The organism is Sinomonas sp. ASV322 (assembly GCF_030908245.1).
Taxonomy (GTDB): Bacteria; Actinomycetota; Actinomycetes; order Actinomycetales; family Micrococcaceae; genus Sinomonas.
This window is the reverse complement of sequence record NZ_JAVFJJ010000001.1, coordinates 439,477-459,636: the sequence shown is the minus strand read 5'-3', so window position 1 is coordinate 459,636 and position 20,160 is coordinate 439,477. Positions and strand designations below refer to the sequence as shown.

The following is a 20,160-nucleotide window of genomic DNA, read 5'->3' as shown; positions in this document are numbered from 1 at the left end:
ACAGTGAGCAGCCACTACGAAACCCTCGGCGTGTCCCCGAATGCGAGCGGCGAGGAGATCAAGAAGGCCTACCGGAAACTGGCGCGGAAGCTTCACCCCGATGTGAACCCGGGCGAGGAGGCGGCCGACCAATTCAAGTCGGTCACGCACGCCTACGAGGTCCTGTCCGACCCGGAGAAGCGCCGCATCTACGACACGACGGGCAACGAGAACGGCACCGACAACGGCTTCTCGTACAGCGGCTCCGGCTTCGCCTTCCAGGACATCTTTGAGACGTTCTTCGGTGGGGGCGGCGGCCAGGCGGGCCCGGCGTCGCGCGTGCGCCGCGGCCAGGACGCGCTCATCGCGGTCCGCATCGAGCTCAAGGACGCGGTCTTCGGCGTCAACAAGAAGATCGAGGTGGACACGGCCGTCCTCTGCACGCGTTGCGAGGGATCGTGCTGCGAGCCGGGCACCGAACCGGTGCGCTGCAGCGTGTGCGGCGGCAGCGGGCACATTCAGCGGGCCGTCCGGTCGATCCTCGGCCAGGTCATGACGACGGCGACGTGCCCCACGTGCAACGGCTTCGGCACCGAGATCCCGAGCCCGTGCAATGAGTGCGGCGGCGAGGGCCGTGTGCGCAGCCGCCGCTCCCTCACGGTCAAGATTCCTGCGGGCGTTTCGACGGGCACCCGGATCCAGCTCGCCGGCCAGGGCGAGGCAGGCACCGCTGGCGGGCCGATGGGCGACCTGTACGTCGAGATTCGCGTCGCGTCCCACACGACGTTCACGCGCGACGGCGATCAGATCCACGCAACCCTGAGCGTCCCCATGACGGCGGCCGCGCTCGGCACCGAGCTCACGCTCGAGACGTTCGACGGCGAGCAGCCGATCACCCTCCGCCCGGGTACCCAATCGGGCGACGTCGTGACGCTTCCCCACCTTGGCGTCGCGCGGCTGCGCGGCTCGGGGCGCGGCGATCTGCTCGTCCACATCAACGTCGAGGTGCCCACCAAGCTCGACGCCGAGCAGGAAGAGCTGCTCCGCCAGCTCGCCAAGCTGCGGGGCGAGCACGTCGGCGAGGGCAAGCTTGTCGCGACGGGCGGGGGCGTGTTCGCCAAGCTCCGCGACAAGTTCGGGAACCTCTGACGTGTCGAACCCCGTCTTCTTCGTCCCGCCGGGATCGCTCGACGGTCTCGGCGCGGGCGCAACCGCGACCGTGACGGGCTCCGAGGGCCGGCACGCGGCGACGGTCAAGCGGCTCGCCGCGGGCGAGCCAGTCGACCTCGTCGACGGCCGCGGCGTCCGCGGCCGCGGGCGGGTCTCGCACGCGGAGGGGGACGCCCTCGCCGTCGTGCTCGACGCGGTCGAACGCGAGGAGCGCGCCCCCTATCGGCTTGTGCTGGTCCAGGCGCTCGCGAAGGGCGACCGGGACGAGCTCGCCGCGGAGGCGGCAACCGAGCTCGGCGTCGACGCGGTGGTCCCCTGGCAGGCCGAGCGCTCGATCGTCCGCTGGAAGGGGGAGAGGGCCGCGAAATCCCTCGCCAAATGGCGGTCAGTCGTCGCGGCGGCCGCCAAGCAGTCCCGGCGGGCGTGGGTGCCCGACGTCGACGAAGCGCACGACGGCGCGGCCCTCACCGCGCGCATCAGCCGGGCCGCACTCGCCGTCGTCCTGCACGAAGACGCCACGGCGCCGCTCGGCCCCGTCCTCGAAATGTTCGCCAAGGAGGCGAAGAATGGCGCGGCGCCGAAGGACGGCGAGGTGCTCTTCGTCGTCGGCCCCGAAGGCGGCATCTCGCCCGCCGAGCTCACGCGGTTCACGGACGCGGGGGCCCAACTCGCGCTGCTCGGGCCCCATGTGCTCCGCTCGTCGACGGCGGGTCCCGCCGCGCTCGCCATCGCCGCGGATCGCCTCGGACGCTGGTCCGGGCGGTCCTGACCGCCGCGCGGTGCTCACGGAACCTGTCCCCGGATCGTCACGGGGTGATGGTGAATTCCTTCGAATCCCACGCAAGGACCGTCGGATCGCCCGCGCCCGGATCGTTCGGAAAGAGGCGCAGCACGTATTTGCCGGCCGGCAGATTCACGTTGAACCGGAACTGCCCCTGCGTCGCGTCCGTGCGGCTCGACGAGACGTGCCCGCTCACGTACGGCGAAGACTTGTCGCCCTTGACGTCCGCGCGCGCGATCTGCCAGAAGACCTCGGCTCCCGGCATGGTCACCCTGCCGAACACCGCGATCTGGCCATGCGGCGATTCCGTCCCCCCCTGCGGGTCAATGATCCACATGGAGGCGACCATCGCCGGATCGCGCTGCATGAGCCGACCGAGCTGGACGCGGTTGAACGCGAGCTGGTCGGTCCGGCCGTCGACGAGGAGCATGACCTGGACCGGCTGCCCCGTGTCGATGACACCCGCGCTGGCCGCCGCCGCGGTCGCCGTGTAGACGAGCTGCTGGACCGCGAGCTGGGCCGTCTGCTCGTCCACCGTGCTGTTGAACGCATCGGACGAGACGTCGACCGTGATGACGTTGCGGCCGGAGATGGAGGCGGCAAGCTTCTTGGGGGGCTGCCAGGGTGTGAAGAGGTTGGTGTCGAGGGGCTTGGCCGACATCATGAGCCGAAGCGCCTTCGTGACGGGGTTGTCGGTGCCGGACGTATCGCGGAACTCGCGGTACAGGTAGACGCCGTCGCGCGCCCGGCCGAGCCAGTAGACCGGGGCCTTGGTCGAGGTCTGGGACGTCTCGAGCGGAACGGTTGCGGATGGCCCGTTCGTGCTGACCGCCGCCGACGCGCCCGCGGCGACGGTCGGCTCGGGCTGCCCGTTCGCCGTGCATCCGGCGAGAGCGACGGCGACTGCCACGGCACAGCCCACGAACGCAGCACCGCTGCGCCACAGCGGGCCAACGCGTCGCGTCGACATGGCACTCTCCTCCGGGCTGGTCGCACGGGCGCCTCCAAGGCACCCACAAGGCAGGGCTGCACGCGGACCCCCCGCCGGCGCCACCCCCGGGCTCTGTCCAGCTTGGCACAGGGCCCCCTCCGCCAACGGCGAACTTCGGGTTTCGTTGCCCAAGTGATGCGCGATTGATACCAAGCGCTAGCATGGATCGACAGAACCCTGTGAGGAGAGAAGGCATTTGACAGCGGAATTCCCGCACACGACGCCCACCACCCGCACCGAAGTGCTCCGCTTCGCCTCCGGCGAAGACATGGTCCACATCCTCGGGCCGCATGATGAGGCCTTGCGCTACGTAGAAGAGCAGTTCCCCTCGGTGTCGATCCATGTGCGCGGCAACGAGCTCACGATCGTCGGGCCGCCCGCAGAGGCCCCGTACATCAAGCGGCTCTTCGAGGAAATCGCGTCACTCGTCGAACGCGGCACGCCCGTCACGCCCGCGTCGCTCGCACAGCTCGTCTCGATGCTGCGGACCCAGACGGTCGCGAGCCCCTCCGACGTCCTCACGCACAACATCCTCACGAGCCGCGGCCGGACCATTCGCCCGAAGACGGCCAACCAGAAGAGCTACGTCGACGCCATCGACGCGAACACGGTCATCTTCGGAATCGGCCCTGCGGGCACGGGCAAGACGTACCTCGCGATGGCCAAGGCGGTCCAGGCGCTCCAGCACAAGGACGTGAGCCGCATCATTCTCACGCGCCCGGCTGTCGAAGCGGGGGAGCGGCTCGGCTTCCTTCCCGGAACCCTCAACGACAAGATCGATCCTTACCTGCGCCCGCTCTACGACGCACTCCACGACATGATCGATCCAGAGTCGATTCCGCGGCTCATGGCAGCGGGGACGATCGAGGTGGCGCCGCTGGCCTATATGCGCGGCCGGACCCTCAACGACGCGTTCATCATCCTCGATGAGGCGCAGAACACGACGCCCGAGCAGATGAAGATGTTCCTCACCCGTCTCGGGTTCGGTTCGAAGATGGTCGTGACAGGGGACATCACGCAGGTCGACCTGCCGTCCGGGACCTATTCGGGGCTCCGGATCGTCCGCGAGATCCTCGACGGCATCGAGGACGTCAACTTCACGATGCTCGACGCGTCCGACGTCGTGAGGCACCGCCTCGTCTCTGACATCGTCGACGCGTACGGCCGCTGGGACGACCGGCAACGGGCCAAGGCCGAGCGAACCAAGGTGCGCGCCGATCGCCGCAGGACGACCGGTGGCGAGCGTCTGATCCCGACTAAGCTTGAGCCGTGAGCATCGAAGTCAACAACGAATCCGGCCTAGCCGTCGACGAGGAAGCGCTCGTGCGCCTTGGCCGGTTCATCTTCGACCGGCTGTGGCTCCACCCCCAGACCGAACTCTCGGTCCTCCTCGTGGACGAGGCCGCGATGGAGCGGCTGCATATCGAGCTCATGGACGAGCCCGGACCGACGGACGTCCTGTCGGTTCCCATGGACGAACTCACACCCGGGACGCCGGGCCGGCCCACCCCGCAGGGCATGCTGGGGGACATCGCCATCTGCCCGCAGGTTGCCGCCGATCAGGCCACCCGGGGCGGCCATTCGACCGAGGACGAAATGCTGCTTCTCGCGACGCACGGCATCCTTCACCTTCTCGGGTTCGATCACGCCGAGCCCGAGGAGCGCGAGGAGATGTTCGGGCTCCAGCGCGAACTGCTCACCGAGTTCCTTGGCCGGCCGGCCCCGAAGGAGACGATGGCGTGACGATCGCCGTACTGCTGGCCCTGGCGCTGGCGTTCACGGCCCTCGCTGCCCTCCTCACCGCTGCCGAGTCGGCGCTCGCGTTCCTTCCCCGCCACGAGGCCGAGGAGCGCATCGAGCAGGGTCGGGCTCAGTCGCTCGCTGTCATCTTGGCTTCGCCCGTGCCGCACGTGCGCGCACTGCGCTTCTGGCGCATCTGGTTCGAAACGGCGTCGGCCGTCGTCGTGGCAGTCGTCATGACGACCTGGCTGGGGAACGTATGGCTCGCGGTCCTCGCGGCGACCATCGTCATGGCGCTCATCGGCTTCCTCCTCGTCGGCGTCTCGCCGCGTCAGCTCGGCCGCCGGCACGCGCTCGCCGTCGCGTTGTGGTCGGCACCCCTCACAACGTTCTTGCGCCGGGTCCTCGGCCCAATCCCCGGCTGGCTCGTCTCGGTCGGCAGCGCCGCGACGGGCACCGACCCGACGCAGGAGGACGCGATCTACTCGACCGACGAACTGCGAGAATTCGTCGAGCGCGCGAGCGACTCCGAGGATTTCGAGGAGGATCAGGCCGAGCTCCTGCAGTCGGTCTTCGAACTCGGCGAGACCCTCGTCCGCGCCGTGATGATTCCCCGCACCGACGTCATTGCGATCGAGGCCGGCTCGAGCTTGCGCCAGGCCATGTCGCTCTTCCTCCGGTCGGGCTGTTCTCGCGTCCCGGTCTACGTCGAGAACCTCGACGACGTCCGCGGCGTGCTCTATCTCAAGGACGTTGCCGCTCGGCTGCATCAGGCGCCCGAGGCAGAGGACGACGCGGTCGAATACTATGTGCGCGAGCCGCGGTTCGTCCCCGAATCGAAGCCCGTCAACGAGCTCCTCAAAGAGCTCCAGCGCGAATCCACCCATCTCGCGATCGTCGTCGACGAGTACGGCGGCACCGCAGGCCTCGTGACGCTCGAGGACCTCATCGAAGAGCTCGTGGGCGAGATCGCCGACGAATATGACGAGGAGGACGCAGAAGCCCTCGAGATCGAGCCGGGCGTGTTCAGGATCCCGGCGCGCATGAGCCTCGACGACCTCGGTGAACTCTTCGACGAGGATGTCGAAGACGACGAGGTGGACACTGCCGGCGGGCTTCTCGCGAAGGCGCTCGGACGCGTTCCCATCGTCGGAAGCACGGCGGAGGTCGACGGGATCCAGCTCACGGCCGAACGCCTTGAGGGGCGCCGCAAGCGGGTGAGCCACCTCCTCGCCCAGCGCTCCGAGGAATCCGCCCCCGCCGGTGACACACACGCGAGCGAGGACGAGCGCCACAACTCAGATAGGCGCGCCGAGAGGCATGACGCCGAGAGGCGCAACGCTGAGAGGCATAACGCCGAGAGGCACAACGCCGAGAGGCATAACGCCGAGAGGCATAACGCCGAGAGGCATAACACTGACACGACAGGGAGACAGCATGGCTAGGCGGGACGACAGGGCGGCATCATCCGGCGGAGGGGCGAGCGGCGCAACGGCGGACGACGGCGGCTTCCGCGCCGGATTCGCCGTCCTGGTCGGGCGCCCGAACGCCGGCAAGTCCACGCTCACCAATGCCCTTGTCGGCCAGAAGGTTGCCATCACGTCGGCAAAGCCGCAGACGACCCGTCACACGATCCGCGGCATCGTGCATCGGCCCGACGCCCAACTCGTGCTCGTCGATACCCCGGGACTCCACCGGCCGCGCACGCTTCTCGGCCAGCGCCTGAATGACCTGGTCGCGGAAACGCTCTCCGAGGTTGACGCGATCGGCTTCTGCATCCCCGCCAACGAGCGGATCGGGCCGGGTGACCGATTCATCGCGGCTCAGCTCGCCGCCGTCGGCCGCAAGCCCATCGTGGCGATCGTCACCAAGGCCGACCTTGCCGACCGGGCCGGTGTCACGGAGCAGCTCCTCGCGGTCACCGAGCTCGGTCGCGAGGTCCTGGGCGGTGAAGGATTCACGGACATCGTCCCGGTTTCGGCCCAGGACGGCTTCCAGGTGGAGACTGTCGCGGATGTGCTCATCGGCCACATGCCGCCCTCGCCTCCGCTTTATCCCGACGGCGAGCTCACCGACGAGCCGGAAGCGATCATGGTCGCGGAACTCGTGCGCGAGGCTGCTCTCGAGGGCGTCCGAGACGAGCTTCCGCACTCTCTCGCCGTTGTCGTTGACGAGATTGTCCCGCGGGAGGACCGCCCCGAAGACAATCCGCTTCTCGATGTGCGAGTCAACCTCTTCGTCGAGCGTCCCTCGCAGAAGGCGATCATCATCGGGCGCGGCGGCGCCCGGCTTCGCGAGGTCGGATCGACCGCGCGCAGGGGGATCGAGGCCCTCCTCGGGACCAAGATCTACCTCGATCTCCACGTCAAGGTTGCGAAGGATTGGCAGCGCGATCCCAAGCAGCTAGGACGGCTCGGCTTCTGACCTGCACAGGGCCCTCACAGTCGCCTCTGTAAAATGGCTTGGAGTACCACTTACCGGAGGGCTCCATTTGGTCACATCAGGGCACGTCCCGCGTCACGTCCGGACGCGCCGCACGGTACCACTCTGGGCAAGGGCTCTCGGCGCCGTGGTGGCTCTGGCGCTCGTCGGAATCGTCGCGTTCGCCGGCTACTGGGCGCTGCGTCTTCAGACCAACATCCGCGAGGCGCCGCTGAGCGCGGGCAACTCGACAGCGGACGCGAGCAACGACGCGACGGATCCCCTCCAGATCCTCATCATCGGGACGGACACGCGGGAGGGGGCGGACGCCGCCTATGGATCGCAGGCCGACAGCTCCGGGTATGGCAACTCCGACGTCATGATCCTCATGAACATCTCGGCGGACAACAAGGTCGTCTCGATCACGAGCTTCCCCCGCGACCTCATGGTCCCGATCCCGAAGTGCCACGACCCCAAGACGAACCGGGACTATCCGGCACAGGCGGTCGGCCAGATCAATTCGGCGATGTCCGAGGCAGGGCCGGGCTGCGCCGTCGACACGGTCAACCAGCTCACGGGGCTGACGATCGACCACTTCATGGTCGCCGACTTCACCGCGGTCAAGGACCTCTCGAACACGATCGGCGGGGTCCAGGTGTGCGTGAATGGGGCCATCGACGACCCGATGTCGGGCCTCAAGATCCCCGCGGGCACCTCGACGCTCCAAGGCGAGATGGCGCTCGCGTTCCTCCGCAGCCGCCACGGCGTGGGCGACGGGAGCGACCTCTCCCGCATCAAGTCCCAGCAGGAGTTCCTCGCCTCGCTCGCCCGCAAGGTCAAGTCGGATGGGACGCTCACGGACGTCCCGAAGCTCCTGAGCATCGCCGACACCGTCACAAAGAACCTCACGGTAGACAGCGGCCTCGCGAATCCGCAGGCCATGCTCACGATCGCGGGCCGCCTCAAATCCGTCGATCTCGGCAAGGTCGCGTTCGTGACGGTCCCGTGGGAGCCGTATCCGGCTGATCCAAATCGGGTCCAGGTCAAGCAGCCCGACGCGGGGGCGCTCTTCCAGGCGCTCCGCGACAACAGGGACCTCACCGCGCCCGCGGCGCCTTCTCCAAGCCCCACCGCGAGCTCGGAACCGTCGACGACGTCTTCCACCACGGCCTCGCCCGCCTACAACAAGGCCCTACAGCCCGTCGCCGTCGCGAATGGCTCAGGCGTGGGAGGGCGTGCGTTCGACGTCGCGAAGTTCCTCATCGGCCAAGGCTTCGCCAAGACGACCGAGTTCACGGCGAACGGGGTCGCCACGACCAACGTCTACTTCGGCCCGAACTTTGCGGACGTCGCGAAGGATGTTGCGTCGGCGCTCGGCATCCCGGACTCGCAGGTGCACGCCGCGAATGTCGCAGGCGTTCAGGTTTACGTGGGCCAGGACTTCCCGACCGGCACCCATTACTCGCCCAAGCTGCCGGACAACGTCGTCGCCCAGACGGCCGCCGACAGCACGTGCCAGGCCGCGTTCGGCCACTAGGCACGCTTCGCCACACGAGTGGGCCCCGGCATCGACGATGCCGGGGCCCCCATTCGTGAGACGTCACCAGATCTCGACGCGCTCCTCCGGTTCGAGCCACATCGCGTCCCCCGCCGCGACGCCGAAGGCCTCGTGGAAGGCCGCGAGGTTCCGCGCGATCGTATTGGTCCGGAACTCGTTGGGGGAGTGAGGGTCGATCGCGAGCCGCCGCACCGACTCTTCGGCGCGGCACACCTGGCGCCACACGGTGGCCCACGAGACAAAGAACCGCTGAGGCCCGGTGAATCCGTCGATCACTGGTGCTTCGACGCCGTCGAGGTGGAGGCGGTAGGCCTTGAAGGCGATGCCGAGACCGCCCAGATCGCCGATGTTCTCCCCGAGCGTGAGCTTTCCGTTGACGCTGTGCCCGGGCGCCTCAGCGGGTGAGAGGACCTCGAACTGCCCGACGAGCCGCTCCGTGAGTGCCTCGAAGGCCGCGCGATCCTCGTCCGTCCACCAGTTGCGCAGCGCGCCGTCACCGTCGAACTGCGAGCCCTGGTCGTCGAAGCCGTGCCCGATCTCGTGTCCGATGACGGCGCCGATCCCGCCGTAGTTGACGGCGGCGTCGGCGTCGGGATGGTAGAAGGGCGGCTGGAGGATCGCTGCGGGGAAGACGATCTCGTTCATGAGGGGGTGGTAGTAGGCATTGACCGTCTGAGGGGTCATGAGCCACTTGATGCGGTCCACCGGCTTGCCGATCTCGTCGAGGAGCCGGTCCAGCTCGCCCGCGTTGGCGCGCCTCACGTTGCCCAGAAGGTCGTCGTCCTGGACCTCGACCGCGGAGAAGTCGATCCATTCGTCCGGGTAGCCGATCTTCGGCCGGAACGCTGCGAGCTTTGCGAGCGCCCGTTCGCGGGTCTCGGGGCCCATCCAGGGGAGGATGACGATGCTCTCGCGGTACGCCTCGACGATGTCGTCGACGAGGCTCTGCATGGCCTCCTTGTGCTCGGCGGGGAAATGCCGTTCGACGTACAAACGCCCCACGGCCATGCCGAGCCCCCCTTCGACGGCGGCCACTCCGCGCTTCCAGCGCTCCTTGTTCTCGGGAGTTCCGCTCAGAACGGTCCCGTAGAACGCGAAGTGCCGGTCGACGAACTCCGGGGAGAGGAAGGGCGCAGCAGAGGAGATGACGTGGGCGCTGAGCCAGTGCTTCCAATCCGTGAGCGGCACCTCGGCAAGCAAGGGAGCGAGGCCGGAGAGGAACTCGGGATTTCCCACGACGAGCTCGGCGCGCGAGGCCTCGTTGACCCCGGTCGCCTCGCCCCAGGCCGCGAAATGCGGGAATGCGGCTTCTGCTGCGCCCTGCGTGTAGAGGTTGTAGGCCTTCTGCGGGTCGCGGAGCGTCACGCGGTCCCAGTGCAGTCCCGCAAGCCGCGTCTCAAGGCGGACGACGGCGGCCGCTGCCTCGGCGGGGGAGTCCTTCCCCACGAGCGCGAAGGCGTCCGCGAGATAGGACTCGTACGCGGCGCGTACCTCGGCGAACTTGTCCTCGCGGTAGTACGACTCGTCGGGGAGCCCGAGTCCGCCCTGTGAGAGATACAGGAGGACCCGTTCGGGGTTGCCGGCATCGGGTGCCGCGTAGTAGCCGAAGAGGCCCTCGCTGCCCCCGCGCCCAAGGCGAGCCGAGGTCGTGACGAGGCCTTCGGCGTCGTCGATTCCGTCGACTTCGGCCAGAAGCGCGGCGAGGGGGGCAGAGCCGAGCTGTGCGGCCCGCGCGTCGTCCATGAACGAGCGGTAGAACGAGCCGATCTTCTGCTCGTCCGAACCCACGGGGTGCTCCGTTGCGGCGAGCTCCTCGATGAGGGCCCGGACATCCTCCTCGGCGCGATCCCGCAGCTGGACGAACGTTCCCACGAGGGCGCGGTCGGCCGGGATCTCGGTCTCCCGGAGCCACGCCCCGTTGACGTGGCGATAGAGGTCGTCCTGCGGTCGCACGGTCTCGTCGAAGTACTCTCGGTCAACGCCAGACGGCGCGGCGGGGCTCTCGGCCATGGTGCCTCCTCGGCTTGCTCGGATGGCTTCATCTTAGGTGTGCGCGCGGCCGAACCGGCCGAGCCGGCCGCCTCGCGGCGGGGCACCGTGCTATGGTGACGAGGTGCCAATCGCGCAGCGCCTTCTTCTTAGCTGCCGTGGCGGGGCCCTGTAGCAGCTGACGGACCGACGTTCGTCGAAGAGCTAGGCCGGATCCCCGCCGCGGAGTTCTGTGATGCCCGGCCACAGCGGATCCCAGCTTTTGAGAAAGGCCTAGAGTAAAACCATGCGCAACGCACAGAAGCCTTCGGGCATGCCCGTTCACCGCTATGTCCCGTTCCACGAGCAGATCACCGTCGAGCTGCCGGACCGGACGTGGCCCAACAAGCGCATCGAGAAGGCCCCCCGTTGGTGCGCCGTCGACCTGCGCGACGGCAACCAGGCGCTCATCGATCCCATGAGCCCGGCCCGCAAGCTCAAGATGTTCAAGCTCCTCGTCGAGATGGGCTACAAGGAGATCGAGGTCGGCTTCCCGTCCGCTTCGCAGACGGACTTCGACTTCGTGCGCCAGCTCATCGAGGGCGGCCACATTCCCGAGGACGTCACGATCCAGGTCCTCACGCAGGCCCGAGAACACCTCATCGAGCGGACGTACGAATCGCTCGTGGGCGCCCGCAGCGCGATCGTCCACCTCTACAACTCGACGTCCGTCCTGCAGCGACGCGTCGTGTTCAACTCGGACGAAGAGGGCATCCTCGACATCGCCGTCCAGGGCGCCCTCCTGTGCAAGAAGTACCAGGAGACGATCCCGGACACCCGCATCACGTACGAATACTCGCCCGAGTCCTTCACGGGCACCGAGCTCGAGTACGCCGCGCGCGTGTCCAACAAGGTCGCAGAGATCTTCGAGGCCTCCGCGGACAGCCAGGTCATCATCAACCTCCCCGCGACCGTCGAGATGGCGACGCCGAACGTGTATGCCGACTCGATCGAGTGGATGAGCCGCAACCTGCACCCGCGCGAGGGCATCATCCTCTCCCTGCACCCGCACAACGACCGGGGCACGGGCGTCGCCGCGGCCGAGCTCGGCTACCTGGCGGGCGCGGACCGCATCGAGGGCTGCCTGTTCGGCAATGGCGAGCGCACCGGCAATGTGGATCTCGTCACCCTCGGCCTGAACATGTTCGTCCAGGGCATTGACCCGATGATCAACTTCTCGAACATCGACGAGATCCGCCGGACGGTCGAGTACTGCAACCAGCTCCCGGTCCCGGAGCGTTCGCCGTACGGCGGCGACCTCGTCTTCACGGCGTTCTCGGGCTCGCACCAGGACGCGATCAAGAAGGGCTTCGACGCGCTCGAGCGGGACGCGAAGGCCGCCGGGGTTCCGGTGGACGAGTTCACGTGGCAGGTTCCGTACCTCCCGATCGATCCGAAGGACGTCGGGCGGACGTACGAGGCCGTGATCCGGGTCAATTCGCAGTCCGGCAAGGGCGGCGTCGCGTACCTGCTGAAGAACGAGCACAACCTCGATCTTCCGCGCCGCGCCCAGATCGAATTCTCGCGCGTGGTCCAGAAGCACACCGACGCCGCCGGCGGCGAGGTGAGCGCGGCGGTGCTGTGGGACATCTTCAGCGACGAGTACCTCCCGGCGTCGTCCGTCGACGGCGGCAAGGTCTGGGGGCGCTACGCGCTCAAGTCCGTCAGCACCCAGACGGGCGACGACGGGACCATGGATCTCACCGCCGCGCTCCGGATCGACGGCGAGCAGGTCCAGCGCAGCGGAACCGGCAACGGCCCGATCGCCGCACTCCTCGACATCTTCGCGAGGGAAGGCGTCGACGTGCGAGTGCTCGACTACACCGAGCACGCCCTGTCCGAGGGCGGCAACGCACGTGCGGCCGCGTACGTCGAATGCGGCATCGGCGAGCGGATCCTGTGGGGCGTCGGCATCGACGCGAACACGAGCCTCGCAGCACTCAAGGCGGTCATCTCGGCCGTCAACCGCGCGATCCGCGACGACGCGAGCGCAGGAATCTGAGGCTCGGCCCCTTGCGATTCGGCCGCGCCGCGTCCTGCCTGCTCGGCAGGGGTGCGGCGCGGCCCTCGCTGTGCCACCGGATGTCGGCGGGCGGGTGGGAGAATGTCTCTCATGGCCGAATCGACGTTCGCTGCACGGAGCTACCGTGACGACGGCGTCGTCCTGCGCACCCACAGGCTCGGTGAGGCTGATCGGATCATCGTCCTCCTGACCAAGCATCATGGGCAGGTGCGCGCCGTGGCCCGCGGCGTGCGCCGCACCGGGAGCCGCTTCGGCGCGCGCCTCGAGCCGTTCATGGTCGCGGATCTCCAGCTCGTCCGAGGGCGTTCCCTTGAAGTCGTCGGGCAGGCCGTCGCGCGGGGAACGTACGGGAGCGAGATCGCGGCCGACTATGCGCGCTACACCGCCGCGGCCGCGATGGCCGAAACGGCCGAGCGGCTCACGGCGAACGACGGCGAAGCCTCCCTCCCGCACTACCAGCTCCTCGTGGGGGCGCTCGCCGCCCTGAGCCGCGGCGCGCACGCGCCAGAGCTCATCCTCGACTCGTACCTCTTGCGCGCGCTCTCGACGGCCGGCTGGGCACCCAGCTTCACGGACTGCGCCCGGTGCGGCGAGCCCGGCCCTCATGCGGCGTTCTCGGCGGCGCTCGGCGGCATCGTATGCCATGAGTGCAGGCCTCCCGGCTCCCCGGCGCCTGCTCCCGAGACAGTTCGCCTGCTCGCCGCTCTCCTCTCAGGTGACTGGGGCGTAGCCGACGACTCTCAGCCCATCCACCGCCGCGAGGCCTCGGGTCTCGTCGCGGCCTATGTCCAGTGGCACCTCGAGCGCGCGGTCCGGTCGCTGCGGCTCGTCGAGCGGGACGAGCCCGATTCCCTCCCGACGCGACAGGAGACGAGCAGTACGTGACACCGAGCCGCCGTACGGGCCACCCCATCGTGGCCCCCTATCCTCATCCCTCCGGCGCGCAGGCTCCGACGATTCCCGCGCAGTTCGTCCCCCGGCATGTCGCCATCGTCATGGACGGCAATGGCCGCTGGGCGAACCTGCGGGGTCTCCCGCGCATCGAGGGCCACAAGGCCGGCGAGCCCGCGCTGCTCGACGTCGTGGCGGGAGCCATCGAGCTGGGCATCGAGTACGTGTCCGTCTACGCGTTCTCGACGGAGAATTGGCGCCGCTCGCCCGAAGAGGTCCGCTTCCTCATGGGCTTCAACCGCGATGTCCTGAGGCGGCAGCGGGACACCCTGGATTCCTGGGGCGTGCAGATCAGGTGGTCGGGACGGCGTCCCAAGCTGTGGGGCTCGGTGATCCGCGAGCTTGAGGTGGCCGAGGAGCTCACGAAGGGCAACACGACGTGCCATCTCACGATGTGCGTCAACTACGGAGGCCGCGCGGAGATCGCGGATGCCGCGGCCGCGATCGCCCGCGACGTCGTCGCGGGGGTCCTCAGTCCGCGCGCCGTGAACGAGAAGACCATTCAGCGCTATCTTGATGAGCCTGACCTTCCCGACGTCGACCTCTTCCTCCGGAGCTCGGGCGAGCAGCGGCTGAGCAACTTCATGCTGTGGCAGTCCGCGTATGCGGAGATGGTGTTCATGGATACGCTCTGGCCGGACGTCGATCGCCGAACGCTGTGGGAGGCCGTCGAGATCTACGCCGGCAGGGATCGCAGGTACGGCGGCGCGATCGATCACGCGGCTGCCGCAGAGTCCGAGAGCTAGCGGCCGGCGGAGTCCGTCGGGGCAACGAGGGCGTCGAGCCACGCGCCGAGGCGCACGTACGCCTCCCGCCGCACGGCCGGCGCGGAGAGAAGGACGTCGTGGAGTCCGCCGTCGACAAGCACTTCGTCGAGCGACGCGCAGACCGCCGCCGCAGCACGGCGCATCGGGGCGATGGCGAGGACCGCATCCCGCGAACGCATATGCTCGCGCCACACGAGCCCGGTGTCGCTCCGGGTCGAGGCCAGAAGGAGTGCCGGCACAGCGATGCGCGGCCCGTCCGCGAGCTCGCGCTGGGCGGCCAGCACGCCGCGAAGCCAGCCGACCCTCACGGGAAACGCCGCGCGCGGCCGTAGATCCTCCCGCACGTCCCATTCGCCGCCCGCCTGGCGGGCGATCGCGCGCCAGTAATGTCCGCGCGGCGGGAGCGGGATGATCCGTTCGGGACGGGCGTCCGCGTTCGGGCCGAGCGCCCATTCGAGCATGGCCCCTGCGGTGCGGCCGCCGTAGGGCGCGAGCCACGGGCTGCTCAGCACGAGCCCCGCGAGCCGCTCGGGCCGGCGCTGGGCTTCGAGCGCGACGGCGAGGCCGCCCGTGGAATGGCCCATGAGGACCATGGGGCCGTCGCCTTCGTCACGCACGACGTCGATCGCCGCACCGATGCTGAGCAGATAATGCGCCGCCGACGGTACGAAGCCTGGACGCCCTCCCGGCCGCAGGCTCCGCCCGTGCTCGGGGAGGTCGAGGGCATAGAACCGCCAGCCGTGATCGGAGGCGAAGCGCGCGAGTTCGGTGTTGAAGTAGTAGTCGCTCCACCCGTGGACATACACGAGGGCCGGGCCTGACGATCCCGCCGTCGTCGGCCGGAGGCGGTGCCGCACCAGGGTGCCGATCGCCGTAGCCCCGTCGCCGAGCGCACGCTGTTCGAAGCCCGGACCGAGAAAATCGGGGCCCCATTGCTCCATGCCGGATCCCTCCTTCCCTCTGAAGGATAGGGGCTGGGCGCGCGCCGTTTTGTGGCCCGCCATTCTCCTGCGCGAAACTGGGAGAATGCGCTTCTACCCCCTCTTCTTCCGTGTCGCGTTCTCATGGATGGACGCCGAGCGCGCCCATCGGATCGGCTTCAGCGCGATCCGCGCGGTGCACACCGTGGGCCTCGGACGGGTGCTCGAGACGTTCTCGGCACCCAGGCCCGAGCTGCGGACGGCCGTCTTCGGCGTCGAGTTCCCGTCCCCGTTCGGGCTCGCGGCCGGCTTCGACAAGGAGGGGAGGGGTATCGAGGCCCTCGCGGAGCTCGGGTTCGGCCATATCGAAGTGGGCACCATCACGGGCCAGGCGCAGCCGGGCAACCCGACGCCGCGCCTCTTCCGCCTCATCAGGGACCGTGCGGTGGTCAACCGGATGGGCTTCAACAACGACGGGGCAGAGGCCGTCGCGCCGCGAATCGCCGCGGCCCGCGCGTCCCTCGAGAGGCGCTATGGCGCGCATCGGCCGATCATCGGCGTCAACATCGGCAAGACCAAGGTCATCGATCTCGAGAACGCCGTGGACGACTACCGCGCGAGCGCCCGAGCGCTCGCCCCGCACGCCGACTACCTCGTCGTCAACGTCAGCTCCCCGAACACGCCGGGGCTCCGCCTTCTCCAGAGCGTCGAGACGCTCCGTCCCCTGCTCGAGGCTGTCCGCGAGGAATCCACGGCCGCCGCAGGAAGGCGCGTCCCGCTGCTCGTGAAGATCGCGCCGGACCTCGCGGATTCGGACATCGACGATGTCGCCCACCTCGCGATTGGCCTGGGGCTCGAGGGCGTCATCGCGACCAACACGACGATCGGGCGCGAAGGCCTCGAGAGCGATCCGGCCGCGGTCGAGGCCTGCGGCGCGGGCGGGCTCTCGGGTGCCCCGCTCAAGGCCCGGTCGCTCGAGGTGCTGCGGCGCCTTGCATCGATTGTGGGGGATCGCCTCGCGCTCGTCTCGGTCGGCGGCGTCGAGACGGCGGCCGACGTACAGGAAAGGCTCGCCGCGGGGGCGAGCCTTGTCCAGGGTTACACGGCGTTCCTCTATGAGGGCCCGTTCTGGGCGGCCTCGGTGAATCGTGCCCTCACCAAGGCCGCTCCCGTCACGACGGAAACTGGCCGCGCGTGACCTGCGGCTTGGGCAGCCGGAGCGGGCGGAACTGGAGGGCGCGCATCGCGCCGTACCAGACGGTTCCGCGCTCGACCTCGCGGAACTTCGAGATCAGCCGCTTCCTGATCTGGCGCGAGAGCCAGAACGTGTCGAGGATGACGAGCGCGAACACCACCCAGAACGCGATCAGGATGTAGAACTGGGCCTCGCTCGCCTGGGGGACGACGAACGAGATGACCACGAAGGCCAGCGCCGCGAACATGAGGTACTCGCCCACATTGAAGCGGGCGTCGACGACGTCGCGGGTGAAGCGCTTCTGGTCGCCGCGGTCCTTGACGGGGAGGTAGCGCTCGTCGCCGGTCTCCAGCGCGCGGCGCGTCCGCGCACGTTCCTCGGCCGCTGCCTGCCGTTCGGCAGCTTTCGAGGCCTTGCGGTCCGTCGGGACAATCGGACGACGGCGGGCCGCCTCCTGGTCCTTGCGCCGCGGGGTGGGCGCGCCCTTGCCGACGAGGGGGGCCGCCGGCTGCTCTTCGGGCTGACCGGCGCTCTCGGCCGCAGACCCATTCTTTCGTCCAAACACTATTCAAGAATATCCAACGGACGCCGCCGACGTGGCCCGCGGGCGTCGCCCCGTGCGCCATTGATGGGCTCGGCACCGGATTGTACTGTGAAGGCATGATTTCAGAACTCGCGCCTCTCGCGCCCGGTGTCTCCGACGAGCTGCGCGCCGCCGTCCAACGACGTTTCGAGACGACCCTCTCCGAGCTCGTGTCCCTTGCGTCGATTCCCGGCATCGCATGGGAGGCCTTCGACGCATCCGAGCTCGAACGGAGCGCGAAGGCCGTGGCCGAATTGGCTGCGGCGGCCGGCCTCGAAGGGGTCGAGATCCTCCGCGCGCCGCGTCCCGATGGGCAGCCGGGAGGCCCCGCCGTCGTCGCGCGCCGACCCCCTCAGCCGGGCAAGCCGACAGTTCTCCTGTACGCCCATCACGACGTGCAGCCGCCCGGGGACCCCGCACTGTGGGAGTCCGAGCCGTTCGTTCCCGAGGAACGCGGGGGGCGGCTCTACGGACGCGGGACGGCGGACGACAAGGCGGGCGTCATGGTCCATCTGGCCGCGTGGCACGCGGTCTCCGAGACGCTCGGCGACGCCGCGGGGGTCGGCGTGACCCTGTTCGTCGAGGGAGAGGAGGAGCACGGCTCGCCGAGCTTCCGCGCCTTCCTCGAGACCTACCGCGAAAGGCTCGCCGCCGACGTCATCGTCGTCGCCGACTCGGCCAACTGGGCCATCGGCGTGCCAGCCCTCACGACGAGCCTGCGCGGCCTCGTCGATGCGACAGTGTCGGTGAGCGTCCTCACGCACTCGGTCCACTCGGGCGTCTTCGGCGGTCCGATCCTCGACGCGCCGACGATCCTCGCCCGGCTCATCGCGACGCTGCACGACGACGAAGGAAACGTCGCGATTCCAGGCCTCGTGGTCGCCGCCGATCCCGATGTCGACTATCCCGAGGATCAGTACCGTTCGGATGCGGGCGTGCTCGACGGCGTGCGGCTCGCGGGCAGTGGAAGCGTCGCCGCGCGGCTCTGGGCCCGTCCTGCCCTGTCCGTCATCGGCATCGACGTTCCGTCCGTCGCCGTGGCATCCAACACGATCCAGGCCTCGGCACGGGCGAAGATCAGCATGCGCCTGGCCCCGGGCCAGGATCCCGATGCGGCCATGGAAGCGCTGCGCCATCATGTCGAGGCCAATGTGCCGTTCGGGGCCCGCGTCGAGTTCACGCCGGGGGAGCGGGGGAGTGCCTACCGCGCCGACACGGACTCGCCGGCCGCGAGGCTCGCGCTCGATGCGCTCCGCGAGGCGTGGGGAACTGATCCAGTGCAGATGGGAATGGGAGGGTCCATCCCGTTTGTTGCCGATCTCAAAGAGGTGTTCCCGGACGCCGAGGTTCTCATCACGGGAGTTGAGGACCCGGACAGCCGCGCGCACAGCGCCAACGAATCGCTGCACCTGGGCGAATTCGAGCGCTGCATCGTGGCGGAAGCGCTCCTCCTCGCCGCGCTCGGTTCGGCGGAGGGTTAGCGCGCACGGACGGGGCCGCCGTAGCATAGAACGAGGGAAACGGGCGCACGCACCTTTCGACGTCAGGTCGGAATCGTGCACACCGTCCTCGACAGCGCTCAGCGGCACGGACCGCAGAGGGAAGGTAAGGAATGAGCACCGCAACGAACGAATCCATCGAGGCCATCGGCTCCCACGAGGTGACGCTCACCGAGGTTGCCGCTGGCAAGGTCCGCAGCCTCCTCGAGCAGGAGGGGCGCACGGATCTGCGCCTCCGCGTCGCTGTGCAGCCGGGCGGCTGCTCGGGCCTCATCTACCAGCTGTACTTCGACGAACGGCTTCTCGACGGCGACGCGCTGCGCGATTTCGACGGCGTCGAGGTTGTCGTCGACAAGATGAGCGTCCCGTATCTGGCGGGCGCCACGATCGATTTCGAAGACACGATCTCGAAGCAGGGCTTCACGATCGACAACCCGAACGCGCAGGGTTCGTGCGCGTGCGGGGATTCGTTCCACTGACGAGCGCGCGCCTCTCATCGGCCGTGCCTCGACCCCGGCATTTACGGGTGTTCGAGGCACGGCCGACGTGCATCACCGACATGTGGGCGATTCCTTCGGGATGGCTGTAAGCTCTACACCGAGTAGTAAAACTATGCCGTCGGGGCAGTTCTGCGGGTCTTTCCGCGGGGGAGCGAGGCCCCGACCGAAGCATCAAGAGGAAGGGCCGTCTGTGAGGTCGCAGAACCGAACCAGCAGCCAGCGCACTCGGATCCTCGCGGTAGCCTCAGTCGCCGCGGCCGGAGCGCTAGCACTGTCTGGATGTACATCCCAAGTACAGAATGGCTGGCTGCCGGGGTCGAAGGACACGACTAGCAACACGGCGATGATCACTGACCTCTGGGTCAATTCGTGGATCGCGGCGCTCATCGTCGGCGCCGTCACATGGGGCCTCATCCTGTGGTGCCTCGTTGCCTACCGGCGCCGCAAGGGGACCACGGGCTTCCCCCGCCAGACGAGCTACAACCTCCCGCTCGAGATTTTCTACACGGCGATCCCGCTCTTCCTCGTGATCGTCCTCTTCTACTTCACCGACCGCGACCAGCGCGCGATCGACACCCCGAACGCCAACCCCGACGTGACGATCAACGTCGTCGGCAAGCAGTGGTCGTGGGACTTCAACTACAAGCAGGGCGGCATCGTCCAGGGGAACGTCTACGAGGCCGGAACCCAGGCCCACCTCAACGGCACGCAGATCGACCTCACCAAGCTTCCGACGCTGTACCTTCCGGTCAACAAGACCGTCACGATCCAGCTGACCTCGCGCGACGTCATCCACTCGTTCTGGATCCCCGCGTTCCTCCAGAAGCGGGACATGATTCCGGGCCACCCGAATGAGATCTACTTCACCCCGCAGAAGGAAGGCACGTACGACGGCAAGTGCGCCGAGCTGTGCGGTGAATACCACTCGGAGATGCTGTTCCGCGTCAAGGTGGTCTCGGAGGCAGAGTTCCAGGCACATCTCGCCGGTCTGCCCAAGGGTCTGCTCGACACGACGTACGACCGCAACCCGGATCTGAACAAGAAGTAAGGGAAC

Annotated in this window: 18 protein-coding genes; 14 read left to right on the top strand and 4 right to left on the bottom strand. The window is 68.4% G+C overall.

All coding sequences use genetic code 11. The features are described from left to right. Window positions 1-3 precede the first annotated feature (3 nt). Both dnaJ and RBS12_RS02120 read left to right on the top strand, forming a co-directional pair. Window positions 4-1,128, top strand: coding sequence for a molecular chaperone DnaJ (gene dnaJ, locus RBS12_RS02125; RefSeq protein ID WP_307964388.1), 1,125 nt, complete (start codon window positions 4-6; stop codon window positions 1,126-1,128). Window position 1,129: 1 nt separating this feature from the next. Further along, entirely contained in the window at window positions 1,130-1,918 is a 789-nt protein-coding gene (locus RBS12_RS02120) for a 16S rRNA (uracil(1498)-N(3))-methyltransferase (protein ID WP_307964387.1), read from the top strand. 37 nt (window positions 1,919-1,955) lie between these two features. On the opposite strand, the gene RBS12_RS02115 is transcribed toward RBS12_RS02120, so the two are convergent. Continuing rightward, window positions 1,956-2,900 (bottom strand): GerMN domain-containing protein, encoded by a 945-nt coding sequence (locus RBS12_RS02115; protein ID WP_307964386.1) that lies wholly within the window; start codon window positions 2,898-2,900, stop codon window positions 1,956-1,958. Between the two features lie 217 nt (window positions 2,901-3,117). On the opposite strand from RBS12_RS02115, the gene RBS12_RS02110 reads away from it, so the two are divergent. The 5 genes from RBS12_RS02110 to RBS12_RS02090 all read left to right on the top strand — a co-directional run bounded on the left by RBS12_RS02110 (window position 3,118) and on the right by RBS12_RS02090 (window position 8,619). Beyond that, the gene (locus RBS12_RS02110) at window positions 3,118-4,194 is read left to right on the top strand and encodes a PhoH family protein (RefSeq protein ID WP_307964385.1); all 1,077 of its coding nucleotides are present in this window, start codon (window positions 3,118-3,120) and stop codon (window positions 4,192-4,194) included. After that, window positions 4,191-4,664 (top strand): rRNA maturation RNase YbeY, encoded by a 474-nt coding sequence (gene ybeY / locus RBS12_RS02105; protein WP_307964384.1) that lies wholly within the window; start codon window positions 4,191-4,193, stop codon window positions 4,662-4,664. The genes RBS12_RS02110 and ybeY overlap by 4 nt, the downstream gene beginning before the upstream one ends. Continuing rightward, a complete protein-coding gene (locus RBS12_RS02100; protein WP_307964383.1) occupies window positions 4,661-6,106 on the top strand; it encodes a CNNM domain-containing protein in 1,446 nt (481 codons plus the stop codon). The genes ybeY and RBS12_RS02100 overlap by 4 nt, the downstream gene beginning before the upstream one ends. Beyond that, window positions 6,099-7,085, top strand: coding sequence for a GTPase Era (era, locus tag RBS12_RS02095; protein ID WP_307964382.1), 987 nt, complete (start codon window positions 6,099-6,101; stop codon window positions 7,083-7,085). Before RBS12_RS02100 ends, era begins: the two co-directional genes overlap by 8 nt. A gap of 148 nt (window positions 7,086-7,233) precedes the next feature. Next, a complete protein-coding gene (locus tag RBS12_RS02090) occupies window positions 7,234-8,619 on the top strand; it encodes an LCP family protein (protein ID WP_307964381.1) in 1,386 nt (461 codons plus the stop codon). Between the two features lie 63 nt (window positions 8,620-8,682). Here the strand turns inward: RBS12_RS02090 and RBS12_RS02085 are convergent, their stop codons facing one another. Then, window positions 8,683-10,650 carry a M13-type metalloendopeptidase gene (locus RBS12_RS02085; RefSeq protein WP_307964380.1) on the bottom strand — a complete coding sequence of 656 codons (1,968 nt, stop codon included), beginning with the start codon at window positions 10,648-10,650 and terminating at the stop codon, window positions 8,683-8,685. Window positions 10,651-10,915: 265 nt separating this feature from the next. Here RBS12_RS02085 and leuA point away from each other — a divergent pair, with 265 nt between their 5' ends. The 3 genes from leuA (at window position 10,916) to RBS12_RS02070 (ending at window position 14,388) form a co-directional block, all read left to right on the top strand. Then, on the top strand, window positions 10,916-12,670 hold the full coding sequence (gene leuA, locus RBS12_RS02080) for a 2-isopropylmalate synthase (RefSeq protein ID WP_307964379.1): 1,755 nt from the start codon (window positions 10,916-10,918) through the stop codon (window positions 12,668-12,670). Window positions 12,671-12,781: 111 nt separating this feature from the next. Further along, window positions 12,782-13,576: a DNA repair protein RecO gene (gene recO, locus RBS12_RS02075; RefSeq protein WP_307964378.1), complete on the top strand. Its 795-nt coding sequence runs from the start codon at window positions 12,782-12,784 to the stop codon at window positions 13,574-13,576. Further along, the gene (locus RBS12_RS02070; protein ID WP_307964377.1) at window positions 13,573-14,388 is read left to right on the top strand and encodes an isoprenyl transferase; all 816 of its coding nucleotides are present in this window, start codon (window positions 13,573-13,575) and stop codon (window positions 14,386-14,388) included. The genes recO and RBS12_RS02070 overlap by 4 nt, the downstream gene beginning before the upstream one ends. Here the strand turns inward: RBS12_RS02070 and RBS12_RS02065 are convergent. After that, window positions 14,385-15,350: an alpha/beta hydrolase gene (locus RBS12_RS02065; protein WP_307964376.1), complete on the bottom strand. Its 966-nt coding sequence runs from the start codon at window positions 15,348-15,350 to the stop codon at window positions 14,385-14,387. The two genes, RBS12_RS02070 and RBS12_RS02065, sit on opposite strands and share 4 nt — an antisense overlap. Before the next feature lie 85 nt (window positions 15,351-15,435). Here RBS12_RS02065 and RBS12_RS02060 point away from each other — a divergent pair, with 85 nt between their 5' ends. Then, window positions 15,436-16,527, top strand: a complete 1,092-nt coding sequence (locus RBS12_RS02060; RefSeq protein WP_307964375.1) for a quinone-dependent dihydroorotate dehydrogenase — start codon at window positions 15,436-15,438, stop codon at window positions 16,525-16,527. Here RBS12_RS02060 and RBS12_RS02055 read toward each other — a convergent pair. Then, complete coding sequence (locus tag RBS12_RS02055; protein ID WP_307964374.1) at window positions 16,502-17,089, bottom strand: DUF3043 domain-containing protein; 588 nt, start codon at window positions 17,087-17,089, stop codon at window positions 16,502-16,504. The genes RBS12_RS02060 and RBS12_RS02055 overlap by 26 nt on opposite strands. A 95-nt stretch (window positions 17,090-17,184) precedes the next feature. On the opposite strand from RBS12_RS02055, the gene RBS12_RS02050 reads away from it, so the two are divergent. The 3 genes from RBS12_RS02050 (at window position 17,185) to coxB (ending at window position 20,154) form a co-directional block, all read left to right on the top strand. Next, window positions 17,185-18,588, top strand: coding sequence for a dipeptidase (locus RBS12_RS02050; protein WP_307964373.1), 1,404 nt, complete (start codon window positions 17,185-17,187; stop codon window positions 18,586-18,588). Between the two features lie 131 nt (window positions 18,589-18,719). After that, window positions 18,720-19,085 (top strand): iron-sulfur cluster assembly accessory protein, encoded by a 366-nt coding sequence (locus tag RBS12_RS02045; protein WP_307964372.1) that lies wholly within the window; start codon window positions 18,720-18,722, stop codon window positions 19,083-19,085. A 211-nt stretch (window positions 19,086-19,296) separates the two neighbouring features. Then, entirely contained in the window at window positions 19,297-20,154 is an 858-nt protein-coding gene (gene coxB / locus RBS12_RS02040) for a cytochrome c oxidase subunit II (protein WP_307964371.1), read from the top strand. Window positions 20,155-20,160 lie beyond the last annotated feature (6 nt).